Annotated in this window: 20 protein-coding genes; 16 read left to right on the top strand and 4 right to left on the bottom strand. The window is 60.0% G+C overall.

Annotated features, from left to right (window positions below):
• Positions 1-73: 73 nt before the first annotated feature.
• Positions 74-1,021: a LysR family transcriptional regulator gene (locus tag ACF0H7_RS27975; RefSeq protein WP_397454043.1), complete on the bottom strand. Its 948-nt coding sequence runs from the start codon at positions 1,019-1,021 to the stop codon at positions 74-76.
• A 148-nt stretch (positions 1,022-1,169) separates the two neighbouring features.
• Between ACF0H7_RS27975 and ACF0H7_RS27970 the strand changes: the two genes are divergently transcribed.
• The 4 genes from ACF0H7_RS27970 to ACF0H7_RS27955 all read left to right on the top strand — a co-directional run bounded on the left by ACF0H7_RS27970 (position 1,170) and on the right by ACF0H7_RS27955 (position 6,446).
• Entirely contained in the window at positions 1,170-2,510 is a 1,341-nt protein-coding gene (locus tag ACF0H7_RS27970) for an MFS transporter (protein WP_397450048.1), read from the top strand.
• Positions 2,511-2,577: 67 nt separating this feature from the next.
• Positions 2,578-4,104, top strand: a complete 1,527-nt coding sequence (locus ACF0H7_RS27965) for a CoA-acylating methylmalonate-semialdehyde dehydrogenase (protein WP_397450047.1) — start codon at positions 2,578-2,580, stop codon at positions 4,102-4,104.
• Positions 4,105-4,124: 20 nt separating this feature from the next.
• Positions 4,125-5,012, top strand: coding sequence for a 3-hydroxyisobutyrate dehydrogenase (gene mmsB, locus ACF0H7_RS27960; RefSeq protein ID WP_397450046.1), 888 nt, complete (start codon positions 4,125-4,127; stop codon positions 5,010-5,012).
• A 120-nt stretch (positions 5,013-5,132) separates the two neighbouring features.
• A complete protein-coding gene (locus ACF0H7_RS27955; protein ID WP_397454042.1) occupies positions 5,133-6,446 on the top strand; it encodes a sensor histidine kinase in 1,314 nt (437 codons plus the stop codon).
• Between the two features lie 61 nt (positions 6,447-6,507).
• Here ACF0H7_RS27955 and ACF0H7_RS27950 read toward each other — a convergent pair whose 3' ends face one another.
• Entirely contained in the window at positions 6,508-6,897 is a 390-nt protein-coding gene (locus tag ACF0H7_RS27950; RefSeq protein WP_397450045.1) for a hypothetical protein, read from the bottom strand.
• Between the two features lie 556 nt (positions 6,898-7,453).
• On the opposite strand from ACF0H7_RS27950, the gene ACF0H7_RS27945 reads away from it, so the two are divergent.
• From ACF0H7_RS27945 to ACF0H7_RS27890, 12 genes are all read left to right on the top strand, one after another.
• Positions 7,454-7,729 carry a DUF2282 domain-containing protein gene (locus ACF0H7_RS27945; protein ID WP_397450044.1) on the top strand — a complete coding sequence of 92 codons (276 nt, stop codon included), beginning with the start codon at positions 7,454-7,456 and terminating at the stop codon, positions 7,727-7,729.
• Between the two features lie 69 nt (positions 7,730-7,798).
• The gene (locus tag ACF0H7_RS27940; RefSeq protein WP_397450043.1) at positions 7,799-8,563 is read left to right on the top strand and encodes an alpha/beta hydrolase; all 765 of its coding nucleotides are present in this window, start codon (positions 7,799-7,801) and stop codon (positions 8,561-8,563) included.
• A gap of 34 nt (positions 8,564-8,597) precedes the next feature.
• The gene (locus ACF0H7_RS27935; RefSeq protein ID WP_397450042.1) at positions 8,598-8,867 is read left to right on the top strand and encodes a hypothetical protein; all 270 of its coding nucleotides are present in this window, start codon (positions 8,598-8,600) and stop codon (positions 8,865-8,867) included.
• Positions 8,868-9,295: 428 nt separating this feature from the next.
• Positions 9,296-9,571 carry a DUF2282 domain-containing protein gene (locus ACF0H7_RS27930; RefSeq protein WP_397450041.1) on the top strand — a complete coding sequence of 92 codons (276 nt, stop codon included), beginning with the start codon at positions 9,296-9,298 and terminating at the stop codon, positions 9,569-9,571.
• On the top strand, positions 9,571-10,011 hold the full coding sequence (locus ACF0H7_RS27925; RefSeq protein ID WP_397450040.1) for a DoxX family protein: 441 nt from the start codon (positions 9,571-9,573) through the stop codon (positions 10,009-10,011). The genes ACF0H7_RS27930 and ACF0H7_RS27925 overlap by 1 nt, the downstream gene beginning before the upstream one ends.
• A gap of 58 nt (positions 10,012-10,069) precedes the next feature.
• A complete protein-coding gene (locus tag ACF0H7_RS27920) occupies positions 10,070-10,834 on the top strand; it encodes an alpha/beta fold hydrolase (RefSeq protein WP_397450039.1) in 765 nt (254 codons plus the stop codon).
• Between the two features lie 48 nt (positions 10,835-10,882).
• Positions 10,883-11,152 carry a hypothetical protein gene (locus tag ACF0H7_RS27915; protein ID WP_397450038.1) on the top strand — a complete coding sequence of 90 codons (270 nt, stop codon included), beginning with the start codon at positions 10,883-10,885 and terminating at the stop codon, positions 11,150-11,152.
• A gap of 65 nt (positions 11,153-11,217) precedes the next feature.
• A complete protein-coding gene (locus ACF0H7_RS27910; protein ID WP_397450037.1) occupies positions 11,218-12,069 on the top strand; it encodes a DUF692 domain-containing protein in 852 nt (283 codons plus the stop codon).
• Positions 12,066-12,818 (top strand): putative DNA-binding domain-containing protein, encoded by a 753-nt coding sequence (locus tag ACF0H7_RS27905; protein ID WP_397450036.1) that lies wholly within the window; start codon positions 12,066-12,068, stop codon positions 12,816-12,818. Before ACF0H7_RS27910 ends, ACF0H7_RS27905 begins: the two co-directional genes overlap by 4 nt.
• 33 nt (positions 12,819-12,851) lie before the next feature.
• Positions 12,852-13,913: an alpha/beta fold hydrolase gene (locus ACF0H7_RS27900; RefSeq protein WP_397450035.1), complete on the top strand. Its 1,062-nt coding sequence runs from the start codon at positions 12,852-12,854 to the stop codon at positions 13,911-13,913.
• 38 nt (positions 13,914-13,951) lie between these two features.
• Complete coding sequence (locus tag ACF0H7_RS27895) at positions 13,952-15,283, top strand: acetamidase/formamidase family protein (protein WP_397450034.1); 1,332 nt, start codon at positions 13,952-13,954, stop codon at positions 15,281-15,283.
• Between the two features lie 66 nt (positions 15,284-15,349).
• Positions 15,350-15,778 (top strand): organic hydroperoxide resistance protein, encoded by a 429-nt coding sequence (locus ACF0H7_RS27890; RefSeq protein WP_397450033.1) that lies wholly within the window; start codon positions 15,350-15,352, stop codon positions 15,776-15,778.
• A gap of 212 nt (positions 15,779-15,990) precedes the next feature.
• Here ACF0H7_RS27890 and ACF0H7_RS27885 read toward each other — a convergent pair whose 3' ends face one another.
• Together ACF0H7_RS27885 and ACF0H7_RS27880 are read right to left on the bottom strand one after the other, a co-directional pair.
• Positions 15,991-17,313, bottom strand: a complete 1,323-nt coding sequence (locus tag ACF0H7_RS27885; protein WP_397450032.1) for a sensor histidine kinase — start codon at positions 17,311-17,313, stop codon at positions 15,991-15,993.
• Positions 17,310-18,050 carry a response regulator gene (locus ACF0H7_RS27880; protein ID WP_397450031.1) on the bottom strand — a complete coding sequence of 247 codons (741 nt, stop codon included), beginning with the start codon at positions 18,048-18,050 and terminating at the stop codon, positions 17,310-17,312. The genes ACF0H7_RS27885 and ACF0H7_RS27880 overlap by 4 nt, the downstream gene beginning before the upstream one ends.
• Positions 18,051-18,070: the final 20 nt, after the last annotated feature.

Raw genomic sequence — 18,070 nt, 5'->3', positions numbered from 1 at the left:
ATCGATAGTTCAGAGATTTCTGAAGTATTGAAACCGACGCACAAATCGCCTGTGTAGGCTGTATGAACTGCCATTACTCGGCAAACAGCATCTCCACCGAATTCCCTAACAAAAACGCCTGGTTCTGTTCCGTCACGCTGCGGATGTAATCCCACAACAGCGTAATCCGCTTCAGCTTGCGTAAGTCCTCCCGGCAGTACATCCAAAAATGCCGCGTTACATTCACTTCACTTTCCAGAACCGGCAGTAGCCTCAGATCCTGTGCCGCCAAAAAGCACGGCAATATCGCTAGCCCGCGCCCTTGCAACGCCGCCACGTACTGCGCGATCACGCTGGTACTGCGCAGGTTGGCGCTGGCGCCGGGTAATAAGTTGCTCAGGTACAGCAGCTCCGAACTGAAGGCCAGGTCGTCGACGTAGCTGATGAACTGATGATCGGCGAGGTCTGCACTGCGCTGAATGGGCGGGTGGCGGTCGAGGTATTCCTGGGTCGCGTACAGGCGCAGGTTGTAATCGCACAGCTTGCAGCACACGTACGGGCCATGTTCCGGGCGCTCCAGGGCGATGACGATATCCGCCTCGCGCTTGGACAGGCTGATGAAGTGCGGCAGCGGCAGGATGTCCACCGAAATTGCCGGGTAGGCCTCGAGAAAACGGGTGAGCTGCGGGGTGATGAAAAAAGTGCCGAAACCTTCGGTGCAGCCCATGCGCACATGCCCGGACAGCGCTACGCCCGAGCCCGACACCTGCTCGCACGCCAGGTGCAGGGTGCTTTCGATCGACTCGGCATACCCCAGTAAACGCTGGCCCTCGGCGGTGAGGATGAAACCGCTGTTACGCGATTTTTCGAACAGCAACGTACCCAGCGAAGCTTCCAGCGCATTGATCCGCCGCGATACGGTGGTGTAGTCCACTGCCAGGCGCTTGGCGGCGGTGCTGGCTTTGCGGGTGCGGGCGACTTCCAGGAAAAACTTCAGGTCGTCCCAGTTCAGCAGATTCAAAGAGGTGATGTTTTTTTGCATGTTGGTCCGGCTTTTATGTGCGTTCTTATTAGAAGTTTGCACACATATACTCCGATTCAGCCCATTGACCAACAGGCTTGCTCGCAACACCGAACACGAACGCTACATGCCATAACACCCTGCACAACAATAATAAGCGGAGGAGTTTATGAAGAACGCTACAACCGTGGACGCCGGTAATGTAAGTGCCAGCACCACTACCGCCACGCCAAAGAAAAGCAAATCCTATCGGCTCGCCGGCGCTGCCAGCATGGCCGGGACCACCATCGAGTGGTACGATTTTTTCCTCTACGGCACCGCAGCCGCGCTGATCTTCAACAAAATATTTTTCCCTGCCCTGGACCCGATCAGCGGTGTGTTGGCCGCGTTCGCCACCTATGCCGTGGGCTTTCTCGGTCGTCCGTTGGGCGGCATCATTTTCGGCCACTTTGGCGACAAGATCGGCCGCAAGTCGATGCTGTTGATGACGCTGATGATGATGGGGATACCGACCATCGTCATTGGCCTGATCCCGACCTATGACCAGATCGGTTATTGGGCCGCGCTGATTCTGGTGTTGATGCGCTTCCTGCAAGGCATGGCGGTCGGCGGCGAGTGGGGCGGGGCGGTGCTGATGGCCGTCGAACATGCGCCCGAAGGTAAGAAAGGTTTCTACGGCAGCCTGCCGCAAACCGGTGTTGGCGCAGGTTTGGTGCTGGCGTCGCTGGCCATGGGCCTGGTGGCCAAGCTGCCGGAAGCGGACATGTTGGCCTGGGGCTGGCGTCTGCCGTTTATCGCCAGCATCGTGTTGCTCGGTGTGGGTTGGCTGATCCGTCTGAAAGTCCCGGAATCACCAGACTTCGAGAAACTGAAGAAACAGAACATCGCCGTCAAAGTGCCGCTGTTCAAAGTTCTGCGCGAGCACCCACGGGAAACCCTGACCATCATCGGCGCCCGCACCGCGGAAAACGCCTGGTTCTACATGTCGGTGACCTTCGCCCTGGCCTACGCTGCCAACCAGCTGCAAATCCCGCGTGGCGACGTACTGAATGCCATCACTGCCGGTGCCGCGTTGTCGCTGATCACCATGCCGTTGTGTGGCCATCTGTCGGACAAAGTCGGTCAGCGTCGGTTGTATTTCGCTGGGCTATTGTTGCTGTGCGCTTTCGTTTATCCGTTCTTCGCCATGCTCGGCACCCGCGAGCCGCTGTTGGTCTGGTGGGCCATGGTGCTGGCGGTGGGCGTGGTGTTCCCGATTTTGTATGCGCCTGAGTCGTTACTGTTTGCCCGGCAATTCCCGGCGGAAATCCGCTACAGCGGGATCTCGGTCTCGGTGCAACTGGCCGGTGTGCTCGGCGGTGGCTTCGCACCAATGATCGCTACCCAATTGCTGGCCTACGCTCAAGGTAACCCGCATTACGTCATCGCTTATCTGATCGGCATGGCGGCGATTGCGCTGGTCTGCACCGCCTTGATGAAACCCGATCCGGCACGGCACCGCGCCGCCTGAGTGCGCACTAACCCTGAATTTTTCTGCCGCTTCTACCAAGAGCGCGCTCGAAACCTGGAGAACCGTAATGAACGCTTCACTCAATAAGAACAACACTGCTGTAGCCCGCGTGAAACTGCTGATCGGTGGTGAATGGATCGATTCGCAAACCAATGAATGGCGCGACATCGTCAACCCGGCGACCCAGGAAGTGCTGGCCCAAGTGCCTTTCGCCACCCCGTCCGAACTCGATGCCGCCGTGGCTGCCGCGCACACCGCGTTCCAGACCTGGCGCCACACCCCGATCGGTGCGCGGATGCGCATCATGCTCAAGCTGCAGGCGTTGATTCGTGAACACTCCAAGCGCATCGCCGTGGTGCTGAGCGCCGAGCAAGGCAAAACCATCGCCGACGCGGAAGGCGATATCTTCCGTGGTCTGGAAGTGGTCGAACACGCGTGCTCCATCGGCACGCTGCAGATGGGCGAATTCGCCGAAAACGTCGCGGGCGGGGTCGATACCTACACCTTGCGTCAGCCAATTGGTGTTTGTGCCGGGATCACGCCCTTCAACTTCCCGGCGATGATCCCGCTGTGGATGTTCCCGATGGCCATCGCCTGCGGTAACACCTTCGTCCTCAAACCGTCCGAGCAAGATCCGCTGTCGACCATGTTACTGGTGGAGCTGGCGGTGGAAGCGGGCGTGCCAGCCGGCGTACTGAACGTGGTCCATGGCGGCAAGGATGTGGTGGACGGCATCTGCACCCACAAAGACATCAAGGCGGTGTCGTTCGTCGGCTCGACGGCGGTCGGTACCCACGTCTACGACCTGGCGGGCAAACACGGCAAGCGCGTGCAATCGATGATGGGCGCGAAGAACCACGCCGTGGTGCTGCCGGATGCCAACCGTGAACAAACCCTGAATGCGCTGGTGGGTGCCGGTTTTGGTGCTGCCGGCCAGCGTTGCATGGCGACGTCGGTGGTGGTGTTGGTCGGTGCGTCGAAACAATGGCTGCCGGACCTCAAAGTGCTGGCGCAGAAACTCAAGGTCAATGCCGGCAGCGAGCCGGGTACGGATGTCGGACCACTGGTTTCCAAGCGCGCCAAGGAGCGTGTGCTGAGCCTGATCGAAAGCGGTGTCCAGGAAGGCGCCAAGCTGGAACTGGACGGCCGCGGGATCTCGGTTCCGGGTTTTGAAGACGGCAACTTCATTGGCCCGACCCTGTTTTCCGGGGTGACCACTGAGATGCAGATCTACACCCAGGAAATCTTCGGCCCGGTACTGGTGGTGTTGGAAGTCGACACCCTTGATCAAGCGATTGCGCTGGTCAACGCCAACCCCTATGGCAACGGCACCGGCCTGTTTACCCAAAGCGGCGCCGCAGCCCGCAAGTTTCAGAACGAGATCGATATCGGTCAGGTCGGCATCAATATTCCGATTCCAGTGCCAGTCCCGTTCTTCAGCTTTACTGGCTCTCGTGGTTCGAAACTCGGCGATCTGGGCCCGTACGGCAAGCAAGTGGTGCAGTTCTATACTCAGACCAAGACGGTCACCAGTCGTTGGTTCGATGACGACAGCGTCAACGATGGTGTGAACACCACAATCAATCTGCGCTGAGTTTTCAGGGAGAAACAACGATGAACATTGCATTTATCGGCCTGGGCAACATGGGCGCGCCGATGGCCCGTAACCTGATCAAGGCCGGTCATTCACTGAACCTGTTTGATCTCAACAAAACCGTGCTGGCCGAACTGGCTGCTTTGGGCGCCACTGCCAGCAGCTCGCCGAAGGACGCAGCACAAGGCGTCGAGCTGGTGATCACCATGCTGCCGGCCGCTGCCCATGTGCGCAGCGTGTACCTGAACGAAGACGGCGTACTGGCCGGCATCGGTCGCGGTGTTCCGGCGGTGGATTGCAGCACCATCGATCCGCAGACCATTCGTGACGTGGCGGCGGCGGCGGCCAAGCAAGGCGTCGTGCTGGGCGACGCGCCGGTGTCGGGCGGCACTGGCGGCGCGCAGGCGGGCACCCTGACCTTTATGGTCGGTGCCAGCGCCGAGCATTTCGAAGTGCTCAAGCCGGTGTTGTCGCAGATGGGCAAGAACATCGTCCACTGCGGCGATATCGGCACCGGGCAAATCGCCAAAATCTGCAACAACATGCTGTTGGGCATCTCGATGATCGGCGTCGCCGAAGCGATGGCGCTGGGCAACACCCTGGGCATCGATACCGGGGTGCTGGCCGGTATCATCAACAGCTCCACCGGACGTTGCTGGAGCTCGGAGATGTACAACCCGTGGCCGGGGATTGTTGAAACGGCACCGGCTTCGCGCGGTTACACCGGTGGTTTCGGTGCCGAACTGATGCTCAAGGACCTTGGCCTGGCCACCGAAGCGGCGCGGGTTGCGCACCAACCGGTGATCCTCGGGGCTGTCGCGCAGCAGTTGTATCAGGCCATGAGTTTGCGCGGGGAAGGCGGCAAAGATTTCTCGGCGATCATTGAGTCGTACCGCAAGCCGGAATAAACGCGGCAAACTGAAGGCCCCTCAATAGGCGGGATGATTGGTATCATCCCGCCTATTGGCATCACTCCGGCGCCTTCTTCGTACGTGCATACCCGAATGTCGTTGAAATTCTGGAAATCCATAGGCATCAAACACAGCCTCAAGCAGCGGATCGTTCTGGTCTTTGCGTTGATGAGCGTGTTGGTGGCCGGCTTTTTCGCGGTCGGTATCATTGCCACCGTGCACGTCGTCGAAAAAAAGCTGACCACGGCCAGTCTGGGTCGTGACCTGCGTCGGCTGCTGGTGATGGACTACGTCGATAACTGGAGCCATAAACCGGAGAAGGAAGAGCTGTTCTACGTCGAAGGCGGCAAGGGCGATTTGGCACTGGTCGACGACGTGAAAGACTTCGAACCCGGTTTCCATGAGCTGCACCGTGGCGAAACGGCGTACTACGTGATGGTCGAAGTGGTCTCAGGGCGCAAATATGTATTGCTGCGCGACCAGCGCAACTTCGAAGAGCGCGAACAGATTCTGTTCTCCATCGTGTTCGTCGGCTTCATTCTGAGCATCCTGCTGGCGATTCTGCTCGGGCGTTTGTTGGCGCGGCGAGTCATGGCGCCGGTGGTGACCCTGTCGCGTCAGGTGCGTTACCGCGATCAAATTCTGGAGATGGCCCCGGCGCTGTCGCCAAGCTATGCCAGCGATGAAGTGGGGGAGCTCGCGGTGTCGTTCGACGCCACCCTTGGTCGTCTGCACGCCGCCCTGGTCCGCGAAAAGATGTTCACCAGCGATGTCAGTCACGAGTTGCGGACGCCGTTGATGGTGCTCGCCAGTTCCTGCGAATTGCTCCTGGAAAACCCGGCCATCGATGAACGTTCGCGCAATCAGGTGCGAAGAATCTCACGCGCCAGTGCCGGCATGAGCCAATTGGTGGAAACCTTCCTGATGCTGGCGCGGGTTGAAGCCAACGAAGGGCGCAACGGGCCTCGCTCGACCCTGGCGGAGACCGCCGATGAGCTGATCGACCTGTGGAAAAAGCCCATCGCCGAGAAAGGCATTGAATTGATCTACGTGCGCGACGACAGCTCACCCACCCAATACAACGACACTTTGCTGCACTCGGTGATGGGCAACCTGTTGCGCAACGCCTGGCACTACACCGACACCGGCTTCATTCGCTTGACCTTGCACGCCAGCAGCTTCTCGGTTGAAGACAGCGGCATCGGGATTCCCGAAGAGATGCAACAAGCGATATTCAAACCGTTCGTCCGGGGCGATGAACAGCGTGGTGAAGGGCTCGGCCTGGGCTTGTCGCTGGTGCAGCGCATCTGTGAAAACCAGCACTGGCAGGTGTCGTTGCGCAGCCTTGAGCCGAATGGCTGCTGCTTCTCCGTGGAACTGGATCCTGCACCGACCCTGGCGCTGGCAAGTCCGCTTCGGGCTGAAGCCTGACGCGGACCATCAATTAGACTGCGAAGGCGGCGTCTCTGGCGCAGCGGATGCTGCTGTTTGGCTACCGAATACGGTGATGAAGATCCGGGAAGATGTCCTGTGCAAACCACACGGGGAAGCCTGGCATTACGGTCCGTGATTTTGGTGTTTCACTTTCGACCAGACCGATGTCGATCAGCTTGGTCAGTTGATCGATAGCGGGGCGGGGTGTCAGCCCCATGAACGACTTGAAGTCGTTGCGCGGGATTTTTCCCTGGAGAATAAGACTGTGGACTGCTTTCGCGGTTTCGGGGCGGATGCCTTGATCGAGAATGCGCTCATTGGTTTTGAATGCCCGGAGTACGCGGATGCTCAGCGACTCGGGATTGAGTGCCAACGTCATGTAGTCAATCTGGTCATTGCAGACATCGAGCATGAATTCGATGAACTCGAAGTAGTGCCTGCGCGACATTTGCCCGCGCCCATCCAGGTCGCCCCGACCTGGATCTCAGCTCCCCCGGTATCAGCAGTGTGCCGTCGCCAAGCTGACGGCCGGATCAAGGGGGCAAGTCGTCAGGCAGAATTGGATCAAGCCATGACTTGTGAGTGATGAGTGACATGCAATTGCCTTCCTGGGCGAAGCGCGAGATTGGAGCTTACACCTTCACATTTTTCTGCACATTTTAATTTTGCCGCTGACCTTCAAATACAGCGGTTTTAGGCGGGTTGTGCGCAAATTTTTTTATTATGTCTTCATATTTATTTACACAACTACCCCGCTATCGCTTCGTAGCAGATCTCGACTTCAGCCAACACAAACGCCCCCGCATTCGCCAAGGCTGTGTATCACAGTGTGTATCAGCACCCATGTGATACACGCGCGTGTTTTTCAGGTATGGGCAGGACACAGAGCAGATACACGCCTGCGTTTTACTTTGCTGACCGAATGGCGCTGCCGATTCCTCAGCACAACTTCTCAGGAAGGGCATTCACCGTCGGTTCATTCCTTTGTTCCCCAGGAGCTGACCATGAAAAGCAAATACGCCGCCCTCGCCGCCACTCTCGCACTGTCGCTGAGCGCCCTGGCTTCCACTGCCCACGCTGACGAAGCGCAGAAGCCGATGGAGAAGTGCTTCGGCGTTTCCCTCGCGGGCCAGAACGATTGCGCCGCTGGTGCTGGTACTTCTTGCGCCGCCACGTCTAAAGCCGACTACCAGGGTAACGCCTGGGTCCTGGTCGACAAGGGCACCTGCGTGCAGATCAAAACCCCCAAAGGCTACGGCTCGCTGATCGAAAAGTCGTAAGCAAACGCGTGTAACTCAGCGAATTTTTTCATTCACACCACCAGGTGCATAAGCCTGCGGAGATTCACCATGCGTTTTGTTCCGACCCTGGCCATGGCTGCCATGGCCTTTGCCGCGCCGATGTTCGCTTCGGCAGCCGACCTGCCGACACCGCCTGGCGCCAAGAATATTGTCATCGTTCCCGGTGAATTCACCGACGGCTCAGGCTGGCGCGTTGTGTCGGACATTCTGTATTGGAAGGGCTACAAGGTGACGGTCGTGCAGCCGTCGCACACCTCGCTGGAAGCAGACATCGCCGCCACCCAGAAAGAACTGTGGAAGCAAGTCGGCACCGTGGTGCTCGTCGGTCATGGCACCGGCGGTTCGGTGATCTCTAACGCCGGCACTCGCGGCAAGGTGAAGTCGCTGGTGTATGTCGCCGCTTTGCAGCCTGAAGTCGGCGAAACCTCGGGCCAGCTGTTGCGCTCGATGCCTCAGCCAAGCGATGACGTGAAGACTGACTTTGCCGGTTACAGCACCTTTGATCCGGCCAAATTCCATGACGATTTCGCCGCGGATCTGGAAGTTAATCGCACCAATTTCATGGCGCTGTCGCAGGTGCCGATCACCCAGGCCAACCTCGGCACGCCGAGCACCGCAGCGGTGTGGCGCAGCAAGCCAACCTACGGAATTGTTGCCACTGACGACCGCGCCATGAGTCCGGATTTGCAGCGCTGGATGTACACACGCGCCGGTTCGAAAGTGACCGAAATCAAGGCCAGCCACGCCGTGTACATCTCGCAGCCTGAGTTAGTCGCGAAAGTGATCGAAGAAGCTGCCATCAACGCTAAGTAAGCAATCCAAACCCTATAACTCTGGATAAAACACCATGACTATGTCGATGAAATCCCGTTTCAGCATCGCTGCCGCCGCTGGCCTGATCGCACTGGCTTCCGCGTCATTCGCCGCCTCTGCCAGCGCTGACGAAAAAGAAGCGCCAGGCCGTTGCTATGGCGTCAACAGCTGCAAAGGCCAAAGCCTGTGCGCCACCGCCAAAAACGACTGCAAAGGCCTCAACAGTTGCAAAGGCCAGGGCGTGATCGTCAAGACCAAGACCGAATGCCTGGGCGCTGGCGGTACTCTGACCGAGCCTAAGTAAGAACCCGGCTGCCGCTTTCATTGTAGGAGCGCGCTTGCTCGCGATCGGCTGCGCAGCAGTCGTAAACCCGGTTTTTCGGCTGTACCTGATATATCGCAATATCCGGTTTTGCTGCCGCTGTGCGGCAGATCGCGAGCAAGCTCGCTCCTACCGTTATTCCCCGCACCAAACCAAACAAAACGCCCCGCACTTGCGGGGCGTTTTGCTTTCCGCCCTCCCGTAAACCGGGTGTTTAAACGCTATGTATCACAGTGTGTACAGACACCCACGAGATACACGCGCTTGTTTTTTGGGGGAGGGCAGGACACAGAGCAGATACACGCCTGCGATTAACTCTGCATTACCGAATGGCGCTGCCGGTTCTCTGCACAACCGCTCAGACAGGGCGCTCACCTTCGGTTCAATTCTTTGTTAACTCGGAGCCGAACATGAAAAGCACATACGCCGCCCTTGCCGCCACCCTCGCATTGTCGCTGAGCGCACTGGCCTCGACTGCCCACGCTGACGAAGCACAAAAGCCGATGGAGAAGTGCTTCGGCGTTTCCCTCGCCGGCCAGAACGACTGCGCTGCTGGCGCCGGTACTTCTTGCGCCGCCACCTCGAAAGCCGACTACCAAGGCAACGCCTGGATCCTGGTTGAGAAGGGCACCTGCGTGCAGATCAAGACACCCAAGGGCTACGGCTCGCTGACGGAAAAATCGTGATGAGCCGCTTAGCTCTCGGAGTCAAAGCCGAGCGCCTGACCGGCTTGCTGCCCGACGCGCTGGTGCTGCTAGTCGCTCGAATCGGCATCGCTTCAGTGTTCTACCTCTCGGGCCGCACCAAGGTCTCAGGGCTGCTGACGATCAAGCCGACGACTTACGAATTGTTCCGTTCGGAGTACGCGCTGCCGCTGATCTCGTCTGATCTGGCTGCACATCTGGCGACCTACTCGGAGCATCTGTTCCCGATTCTGCTGGTGCTGGGCCTGCTGACCCGGCCCGCCGCGCTGGCCTTGTTGGGCATGACTGCGGTCATCGAGATCTTTGTGTACCCGGATGCGTGGTCGACGCACCTGAGCTGGGCCGGATTGCTGCTGCCGCTGATCGCGTATGGCGGTGGTACCTGGTCGCTGGATCACCTGCTGCGTCGCAAGCGTTCGTAACTGATACCGAATCTTTTCAACCACAACACCAGGCTGTTTGAGCCTGTGGAGAAGCACCATGCGTTTGATACCGACCTTTGCTCTGACTGCCCTGGCCCTTGCTGCACCGATGCTGGTGTCGGCCGCCGAACCTGCTGCGCCAGCCGGCGCCAAAAACATCGTGATCGTTCACGGTGCGTTCGTCGACGGCTCGGGCTGGCATGTCGTCCACGACATCCTGATTCACAAGGGCTACCACGTCAGCGTCGTGCAGCAACCGCACACCTCGCTGGACGCCGACGTCGCTGCGACCCGTGAAATCCTCGATCAGCAAGTCGGCCCAGTGGTACTGGTCGGCCACAGCTCGGGCGGCACCGTGATTTCCATCGCCGGTGTTCGCGACAAAGTGAAGGCGCTGGTCTACGTCGCCGGTCTGCAGCCGGAAGTGGGCGAGACCTCCGGCCAACTGCTGCGCTCCATGCCGTCGCCGAGCGATGACGTGAAGGCTACGCAGGATGGTCATCTGTTTTTCGACCGAGCCAAGTTCAACGCTGACTTCGCCGCCGACCTGACCACCAACCGCACCGACTTCATGGCCGCTTCCCAAGTGCCAGTCACGGCGTCCTCGTTCGCCACTCAGGTGTGGGCCGCAGCCTGGCACAACAAGCCGACCTACGGAATCGTCAGCACGGAAGACCGCGCCCTGAGCCCGGACTTGCAGCGTTGGATGTACAAGCGTGCCGGTTCGAAAGTGACCGAAATCAAGGCCAGCCACGCGGTGTACATGTCGCAGCCTGAAGAGGTCGCGAAAGTGATCGAAGAAGCGGCCCTGGCCGTTAAGTAAACACCCCAACTCCCTTTGCCACACCCCTTATCCATTCTGGAGAACACCATGACTATGTCGATGAAATCCCGTTTCAGCATCGCTGCCGCCGCTGGCCTGATCGCCCTGGCATCCGCTTCGTTCGCCGCTTCCGCCAGTGCTGACGAGAAAGAAGCGCCGGGCCGTTGCTACGGCGTCAACAGCTGCAAAGGCCAGAGCCTGTGCGCCACCGCCAAGAACGATTGCAAAGGCCTGAACAGCTGCAAAGGCCAAGGCGTGGTGGTCAAGACCAAGACCGAATGCCTGGGCGCCGGCGGCACCCTGACCGAACCTAAGTAATACCCGGCGACGGGTCTGATTTTGCGCAGGCCCGTCCCCCTTATTCCTTCAGCCGAGTACGCGCGATGACTGTTATCAATTCCGTTTTCTCCGGATATGGCCTTGGCCTGCGCAAGGAGCACTACCGCGACTTTCTCGAGACCACTGTCCCCGTCGATTTCGTTGAGGTCATCTCCGAGAACTTCATGGTCGAAGGCGGCCAACCCCGCCATATCCTGCGCCAGATCCGCGAGCGGCATCCGGTCGCGCTGCACGGTGTTTCCATGTCCATCGGCTCGGCCGATGGGCTTGATCGCGACTATCTGCGTCGCCTCAAATCGCTGGTCGATGAGGTCCAGCCACTGTTCGTCTCCGACCACCTGAGCTGGTCGCGGATCGACGGCTTCAACTCTCACGACTTGTTGCCTGTGCCCTACACCCAAGAGGCACTGGATATTGTCTGCGCCAACATCTCCATGGCTCAGGACATTCTTGGCCGGCCGATGTTGTTCGAGAATCCTTCCAGCTACCTGGCCTTCGCTGGCGCTTCGATGACCGAATGGGAGTTCATCGCGCAGATGGCCAAGCGCACCGGTTGCGACTTGATCCTCGACGTTAACAACGTCTTCGTTAGTGCGAGCAATCACGGTTTCGACGCGTTGGCGTTCCTCGACGGGATTCCGGCCGAGCGGGTGCGGCAAATCCACCTTGCCGGCCATAGCCAGGGCCGCGAGCTGCTGATCGATACCCATGACAGCCCGGTGTGCGCCGACGTATGGGCGCTGTACGCCAAGGCCATTTCCTTGCTCGGCCCGGTGGCGACCATGATCGAACGGGACGACGAAATCCCTCCGCTGGTCGACCTGCTCGACGAGCTGGCGATCGCGCGCAAGTTCGGTGCCATCGAAGCACAACTGCGTGTTGGGGAGGTCGCATGAGCCTCGCCGACATGCAGCGCGACTTTCAAGCCTGGCTGGTCAGTGCTTCGCACATCGCCGCTGTGCGTCTGGGCGCTACCACCATCGCCGGGCTCGAGGTTTATCAGAACAACTACCGGGCGCAGCTGATGGGCTGCCTAGAAGCGGCATTCCCGCAGGTGCGGGCGTGGATCGGCGAAGACGCGTTTCTCAGCGCCGCCGTGGCCCACATCGACAACCATCCACCGCATGCCTGGACACTGGACGCGTATCCCGAGGGCTTTCACCAGACCCTGCTCGAGGTGTTTCCGGACAACCCGGATGTACATGAGCTGGCGTGGATCGAGTCGGCGCTGAACGAATCGTTCGTCGCCGCCGATGCCGAGCCACTGACCGTGGAGGCGCTGGCGACCGTCGATTGGGACAACGCCAGACTGCACCTGACGCCGTCACTGCTGACCTGTGTCATCACCACCAACGCGGAAGACATCTGGTCGGCCTTGCAGGACGGCACGCAGCCGCCGGAAGGCCAAATGCTCGCGCAGCCCCATGGGCTGATCGTCTGGCGTCGCCAGTTGATGTCGCGCCTCAAGCAAGTGGATGCGCTGGAGCGTGAAGCCCTGGTGCATCTGCAACAGAACGGCAGTTTCGCCGAATTGTGCGACCTGCTCGTCGAGCGCCTTGGCGACGACGAAGGGGTGGCCCGGATTGGCGCGCTGCTCGCCAATTGGCTCAGCAGTGAGCTGATTACGGGTGTGGAACAAGCCTGACACATCGCCGCCCATCCACTGAGGACCATCCCCATGTTCGACCCTACGTTCAATCGCCGTCGCTTCCTGTTGTCCGCCGCCACCAGTGCCGCCGCCATTGCCCTTGCCGACATGACGCCTGCCGTTGCGGCCACCAGTTCCCCAGCTGAGGCGGCGAGTAACGGTGCATCGGGCAAGGTGCTTTCACGTTTCCCGATCCGTCAGGTCAGCACCGATCTGCTGGACATCGGTTATTACGAAGTCGGCCCGGAGGAGGGACGCCCGGTACTGCTGCTGCACGGTTTCCCGTATGACATTCACAGTTACGTCGAGGTCGCGCCGCTGTTGGCGGCCCAGGGCTATCGAGTGATCGTGCCGCATCTGCGCGGGCACGGCACCACCCGTTTTCTCGACAAGGCGACACCGCGTTCCGGCCAGCAAGCGGCGTTGGGCCAAGACATTTTCGACCTGATGAACGCGCTGCACATTCCCGAAGCGGTGCTTGCCGGCTATGACTGGGGTGGTCGCGCAGCGTGCGTCGCCGCAGCGTTGAAGCCAAGCCGTGTGGTGGGCCTGGTGTCTGTCAACAGCTACCTGATCCAGAACATCGCCAAGGCTGCCGAACCGCTGCCGGCGCACATTGAACATGGCCTTTGGTATCAGTACTACTTCCAGACCGAACGCGGCCGCGCCGGCCTCGAAGCCAACCGCCGCGACATCGCCAACATCCTCTGGAAGAACAACTCACCGACCTGGAACTTCGACGACACCACCTTCGAACGTGCCGCCGAAGCCTTCGACAACCCGGATTACGTCGACATCGTGATCCACAACTACCGCCATCGCCTGGGCCTGGCCGCAGGGGCTCCTGACTACGAAGAACAGGAGAAAAAGCTCGCGCTGATTCCACCGATCACAGTGCCAAGCATCACCCTCGACGGCATGGCCGACGGCGTGATTCCGGCCACCGATGGCTCCGGCCAGGCGGCCAAATTCACCGGCCCGCGCAGCCACCGACAGGTGCCGGGAGTCGGCCACAACCTGCCGCAGGAAGCGCCAAAAGTATTCGCCGACGCGGTCATCGAACTGGTGAACAACGGCAAGTGGCGGACCTGAAACGGCACGCCTTCCCACTTGGTTAGAGGAAAAAGACAATGACAACTTCTGTAATTACCCAAGCCACTGAACAGACTCCTGTGCAGCGTTTGCGCGTCGAAACCTACACCAACGGCATCGTCGGCCCGAGCCAGGCGATGCTCGGTCCGTTGGCCGACGGCGGCACCCTCATCACCGGTACTCCGCCAGGCTGCTGGGGCCCGATGATCACCCCGGCGTTTCAAGGCGGCCACGAAGTCACGCAACCAGTGGCCATCGTCGGCGCTGAAGTCGGTGATGCCGTGGCGATCAAAATCAAAAGCATGCGCGTGACGTCGTTAGCCACCTCTTCGGGGGTCATGAAGTTTGTCGAAGGCCGTTACCACGGCGATCCGTTCGTCTCCAAGTTCTGTTCGAAATGCGGCACCGAACACCCGGCCAGCCATGTCGAAGGCATTGGCGAAGAAGCGATCCGCTGCAACAACTGCGGTGCCGAGGTCAACGCGTTCCGCTTCGCCCATGGCTACGTCATCCTGCTGGACGCGGAGAATCAGGTCAGCCTCACCGTGAACCAGGAAGTCGCCAATCGCTTGGCCGGTAATGCTTCGGAAATGTCCGCGTTGCCGGAGTTCGCCGCCCAGCATTCGATCCTGTCCCTGGCCCGCGCCGACATGCCCGGCCTGGCGGCGCACATGCGCCCGTTCCTCGGCAACATCGGCACCACGCCCTCCCGCGATTTGCCGGATTCGCACAACTGCGCCGACTTCGGCCAATACCTGATCGACGCCCCGCACCGCTATGGCATGAGCCGCGAAGAACTGCACGCGCACAAAACCGACGGGCATATGGACACTAACTCCATACGCCAGGGCTGCATCCTGATTTGCCCGGTCAAAGTGCCAGGCGCCGGGGTGTACATGGGAGACATGCATGCGCAGCAAGGCAACGGCGAAATCGCTGGCCACGCTACCGATTGCTCCGGCGAAACCGAAGTGCAGGTCGAGGTCATCAAACACCTCACCCTCGAAGGCCCTATCCTTCTGCAAAACCTCGACGACCTGCCGCCGATGGCACGTCCGATGAGCGCTATACAACGGCAAAAAGTACGTGAACTGGGGGCGCTCTGGGGCCAGCACGAGATCGAAGAAAACGGTCCGATCACCTTTATCGGCAGCGGCGAGAACCTCAACCTCGCCACCGAAAACGGCCTTCGGCGTGCCGCCGAAGTGACCGGTCTGCCCTACGAAGAAGTGCTCAACCGCGCGACCATCGCCGGCTCCATCGAAATCAGCCGCCTGCCAGGCACCGTGCGCGTGACCATCCTCTGCCCGATGAACGTGCTTGACCGCATGGGCATTGGTCATCTGGTGCGTGAGAAATACGAGCTTTGATTCCCCTCAATTAACCCCCTCATAACGTGCCGCTCTTGGCGGCACTTTTCTTTACTGGAGCACCCCATGTCCCTTGAAAAAATTCTCTACACCGGCGAAACCATTGTCACAGGCGGTCGCGAAGGCCGCGCGGTTTCATCCGACGGAATGCTCGATGTGCAGCTCTCCAAACCTGTCGAACTTGGCGGTGAAGGCGGCATCGGCGCCAACCCGGAACAACTGTTCGCCGCAGGTTATTCGGCATGCTTCCTCAGCGCGCTGCAACTCGCCGCCGGTAAAGCCAAAATCGAGTTCCCGAAAGCGACCAGCATTACCGGCAGAGTCGCCATGGGCATGGGCCCGACGGGTTACGGCCTGGAAGTGGAATTGCGCATCTGCATGCCAGGCCTGTCCTATGAACAAGCAGAAACCCTGGCGGAACACGCGCACCAGATCTGCCCGTATTCCAATGCCATTCGTGGCAATGCGGATGTGGCGTTGGTGATTGTGGATTAAGAAGTGGTTCGCGATGGCGGTGTGTCTGGCACACCGCATCAAGCCATTCGCGCAATGCTGATGTCAGGCACACATCTTATGTAGGCGCTGCCGCAGGCTGCGATCAATCTATACCGCGAAGGCCGTTCCGGCCTTATCGCAGCCTTCGGAAGCTCCTACGGGAACGGGGGCAATTTCCGATTTCAGGCCACCGGCGGTCTATACCTCGCAGGTCAAACTGCCGGCGTCGAACCATTCCCCAGATTCAACTCCGCACACAACCCACCCGCCTCACGATTGCTCAAGGTCAGCGAACCGCCTATCGCCGAGGCCAGTTGTTGGGCGATGGCCAGGCCGAGGCCGGTGCCGCCGGTGCTGCGGTTGCGGGAGCTTTCTACGCGGTAGAAGGGTTTCATGACTTCGGCCAGTTCGGCGTCGGGAATGCCCGGGCCGCGGTCGAGGATCAGGATCGACAGGCTGCCGTTGGTTTTTTGTTCGACTTTCAGTTCTACCGCGCCGGCGAATTTCAGCGCGTTGTCGGTCAGGTTGACCAGTACCCGGCGCAGGGCGTGGGGGCGGGTGTCGATGACGGCGGCGTTTTTGCCGCTGAGCAGTACCTGTTTGTCCATGTCCTGGTAGTCGAACACCAGGCTGTCGAGGAAGGCGTCGAGGCTGATCCGTTGGCTGGCTTCGGTGGCGCCGTGGACGCTGCGCGCATAGGCCACGCCTTCGCGGACGAGGTGTTCGATTTCGCCGAGGTCTTGCCAGAGTTTGTCTTTTTCCAGGCAGTCGTCCATGAATTCGGCACGCAGTTTCATGCGGGTGATGGGGGTTTGCAGATCGTGGGAAATGGCCGCAAGGATCTGCATCCGTTCCTTCAAATAAGCGGCGATGCGGTCCTGCATGGCGTTGAAAGCGGCGGCCGCATGGGCGACTTCGGTGGGGCCGCTTTCGTCGAGGTGGACGCTATGGCCGTTGGGGTCGAGGGCTTCCACGGCGCGGGACAATCGTGTCAGTGGGCGCACGGCGATTCTCACGGCGAGCCAGGTGCAAATTAGTAGCACCGCCAGTTGCGCGAGCAACACCAGCCGCAGCCATGGCGACATCGGCATCAGTGCGGGCCGCACATCAATGGTGATCGGGCTGCCATCGGTGAGGGTCAGGTGGCCCTGAAAATGCGGCAGCGGACCAGCGATGCTGGTGAAGGTCATTGGATAGTCGTCGCCGATGGATTTGCTGATCGAACTCGCGGCGTCCGGTGCGTCATCCAAATTCAAGGGCGTGCCCGGCTGACCGGTGCCCAACTGATAGTTGTAGTTGCGCCGCTCGATGCGCGGCAGCCAGAGATGGCGTTCAGCGGCTGGCAAGCGGTTGAGGATGGCGATGGAGGTCGAGACGTCGAATTCCAGGTTACCGAGCATGGTCATTTTCGCGCTTTCGTAACGCTCGTAGGACTGCACGCCGAAGGACAGACCTTGCGCGATCAGCAGGCCGACTAGAAATATCATCGAGAGTTGCGAGGCCAGGGTTCGTGGCCATCCGAGTGAAAAGTTCATGCGTGTGCACCGAGTGTTTCGACCGGGAAGGAGAACACGTAGCCCTCACTGCGCACGGTCTTGATGTAGGCCGGGCTGCGCGAGTCATCCAGCAGTCGTTGGCGCAGACGGCTGACCAGCAGGTCGATGGAGCGGTCGAACAGGTCGGCGTCGCGGCCTTGGGTCAGGTTGAGCAATTGATCGCGGTTGAGCACGCGTTGCGGGTGGTCGAGAAACACCCGCAGCAGGCGATATTCGGCGCCACTGAGGGCGACCATGGTGCCGTCTTCGTCGAGCAAGTGCCGCGCGGTGGTGTCCAGGCGCCAGCGGCCGAAACTCACCAGCCGGCTGTGGTCACTGGCTTGCAGGTTGGGCGGCAGCATTCGCGTGCGGCGCAGCACGGCGTTGATCCGCGCCAGCAGCTCTCGGGCGGCGAAGGGTTTGATCAGGTAGTCGTCGGCGCCCATTTCCAGGCCGATGATGCGGTCGGTTTCGTCGTTGCGCGCGGTGAGCATCAAGATCGGGGTGTTCTTGTGTTTGCCGGCGCGCAGTTCGCGGCACAGGATCAAGCCATCGTCGCCGGGCATCATGATGTCCAGCACGATCAGGTCGACGGGCGTGGACTCAAGCAAGGAACGCATCTGACGGCCGTCAGCGGCAACGGTGGCGCGCAGACCGTTCTTCTTCAGGTAGTTGCCGACCAGTTCCCTGATCTCGCGATCGTCATCGACGACCAGAATGTGGTCCACATGTTCCATGGCTCAACCCTCGCAAACGT

Origin of the sequence: Pseudomonas sp. NA-150, from assembly GCF_044336365.1 — a bacterium.
Taxonomy (GTDB): Bacteria; Pseudomonadota; Gammaproteobacteria; order Pseudomonadales; family Pseudomonadaceae; genus Aquipseudomonas.
Note: the sequence above shows the minus strand (reverse complement) of the source record. Positions and strands in the feature narration are given on the sequence as shown.

Bases quoted from the DNA above. Each gene is read 5' to 3' on its own strand.
- ACF0H7_RS27975 (WP_397454043.1), bottom strand. From the start codon at position 1,021: ATGCAAAAAAACATCACCTCTTTGAATCTGCTGAACTGGGACGACCTG.
- ACF0H7_RS27970 (WP_397450048.1), top strand. From the start codon at position 1,170: ATGAAGAACGCTACAACCGTGGACGCCGGTAATGTAAGTGCCAGCACC.
- ACF0H7_RS27965 (WP_397450047.1), top strand. From the start codon at position 2,578: ATGAACGCTTCACTCAATAAGAACAACACTGCTGTAGCCCGCGTGAAA.
- mmsB (WP_397450046.1), top strand. From the start codon at position 4,125: ATGAACATTGCATTTATCGGCCTGGGCAACATGGGCGCGCCGATGGCC.
- ACF0H7_RS27950 (WP_397450045.1), bottom strand. From the start codon at position 6,897: ATGTCGCGCAGGCACTACTTCGAGTTCATCGAATTCATGCTCGATGTC.
- ACF0H7_RS27945 (WP_397450044.1), top strand. From the start codon at position 7,454: ATGAAAAGCAAATACGCCGCCCTCGCCGCCACTCTCGCACTGTCGCTG.
- ACF0H7_RS27940 (WP_397450043.1), top strand. From the start codon at position 7,799: ATGCGTTTTGTTCCGACCCTGGCCATGGCTGCCATGGCCTTTGCCGCG.
- ACF0H7_RS27935 (WP_397450042.1), top strand. From the start codon at position 8,598: ATGACTATGTCGATGAAATCCCGTTTCAGCATCGCTGCCGCCGCTGGC.
- ACF0H7_RS27930 (WP_397450041.1), top strand. From the start codon at position 9,296: ATGAAAAGCACATACGCCGCCCTTGCCGCCACCCTCGCATTGTCGCTG.
- ACF0H7_RS27925 (WP_397450040.1), top strand. From the start codon at position 9,571: ATGAGCCGCTTAGCTCTCGGAGTCAAAGCCGAGCGCCTGACCGGCTTG.
- ACF0H7_RS27920 (WP_397450039.1), top strand. From the start codon at position 10,070: ATGCGTTTGATACCGACCTTTGCTCTGACTGCCCTGGCCCTTGCTGCA.
- ACF0H7_RS27915 (WP_397450038.1), top strand. From the start codon at position 10,883: ATGACTATGTCGATGAAATCCCGTTTCAGCATCGCTGCCGCCGCTGGC.
- ACF0H7_RS27910 (WP_397450037.1), top strand. From the start codon at position 11,218: ATGACTGTTATCAATTCCGTTTTCTCCGGATATGGCCTTGGCCTGCGC.
- ACF0H7_RS27905 (WP_397450036.1), top strand. From the start codon at position 12,066: ATGAGCCTCGCCGACATGCAGCGCGACTTTCAAGCCTGGCTGGTCAGT.
- ACF0H7_RS27900 (WP_397450035.1), top strand. From the start codon at position 12,852: ATGTTCGACCCTACGTTCAATCGCCGTCGCTTCCTGTTGTCCGCCGCC.
- ACF0H7_RS27895 (WP_397450034.1), top strand. From the start codon at position 13,952: ATGACAACTTCTGTAATTACCCAAGCCACTGAACAGACTCCTGTGCAG.
- ACF0H7_RS27890 (WP_397450033.1), top strand. From the start codon at position 15,350: ATGTCCCTTGAAAAAATTCTCTACACCGGCGAAACCATTGTCACAGGC.
- ACF0H7_RS27885 (WP_397450032.1), bottom strand. From the start codon at position 17,313: ATGAACTTTTCACTCGGATGGCCACGAACCCTGGCCTCGCAACTCTCG.
- ACF0H7_RS27880 (WP_397450031.1), bottom strand. From the start codon at position 18,050: ATGGAACATGTGGACCACATTCTGGTCGTCGATGACGATCGCGAGATC.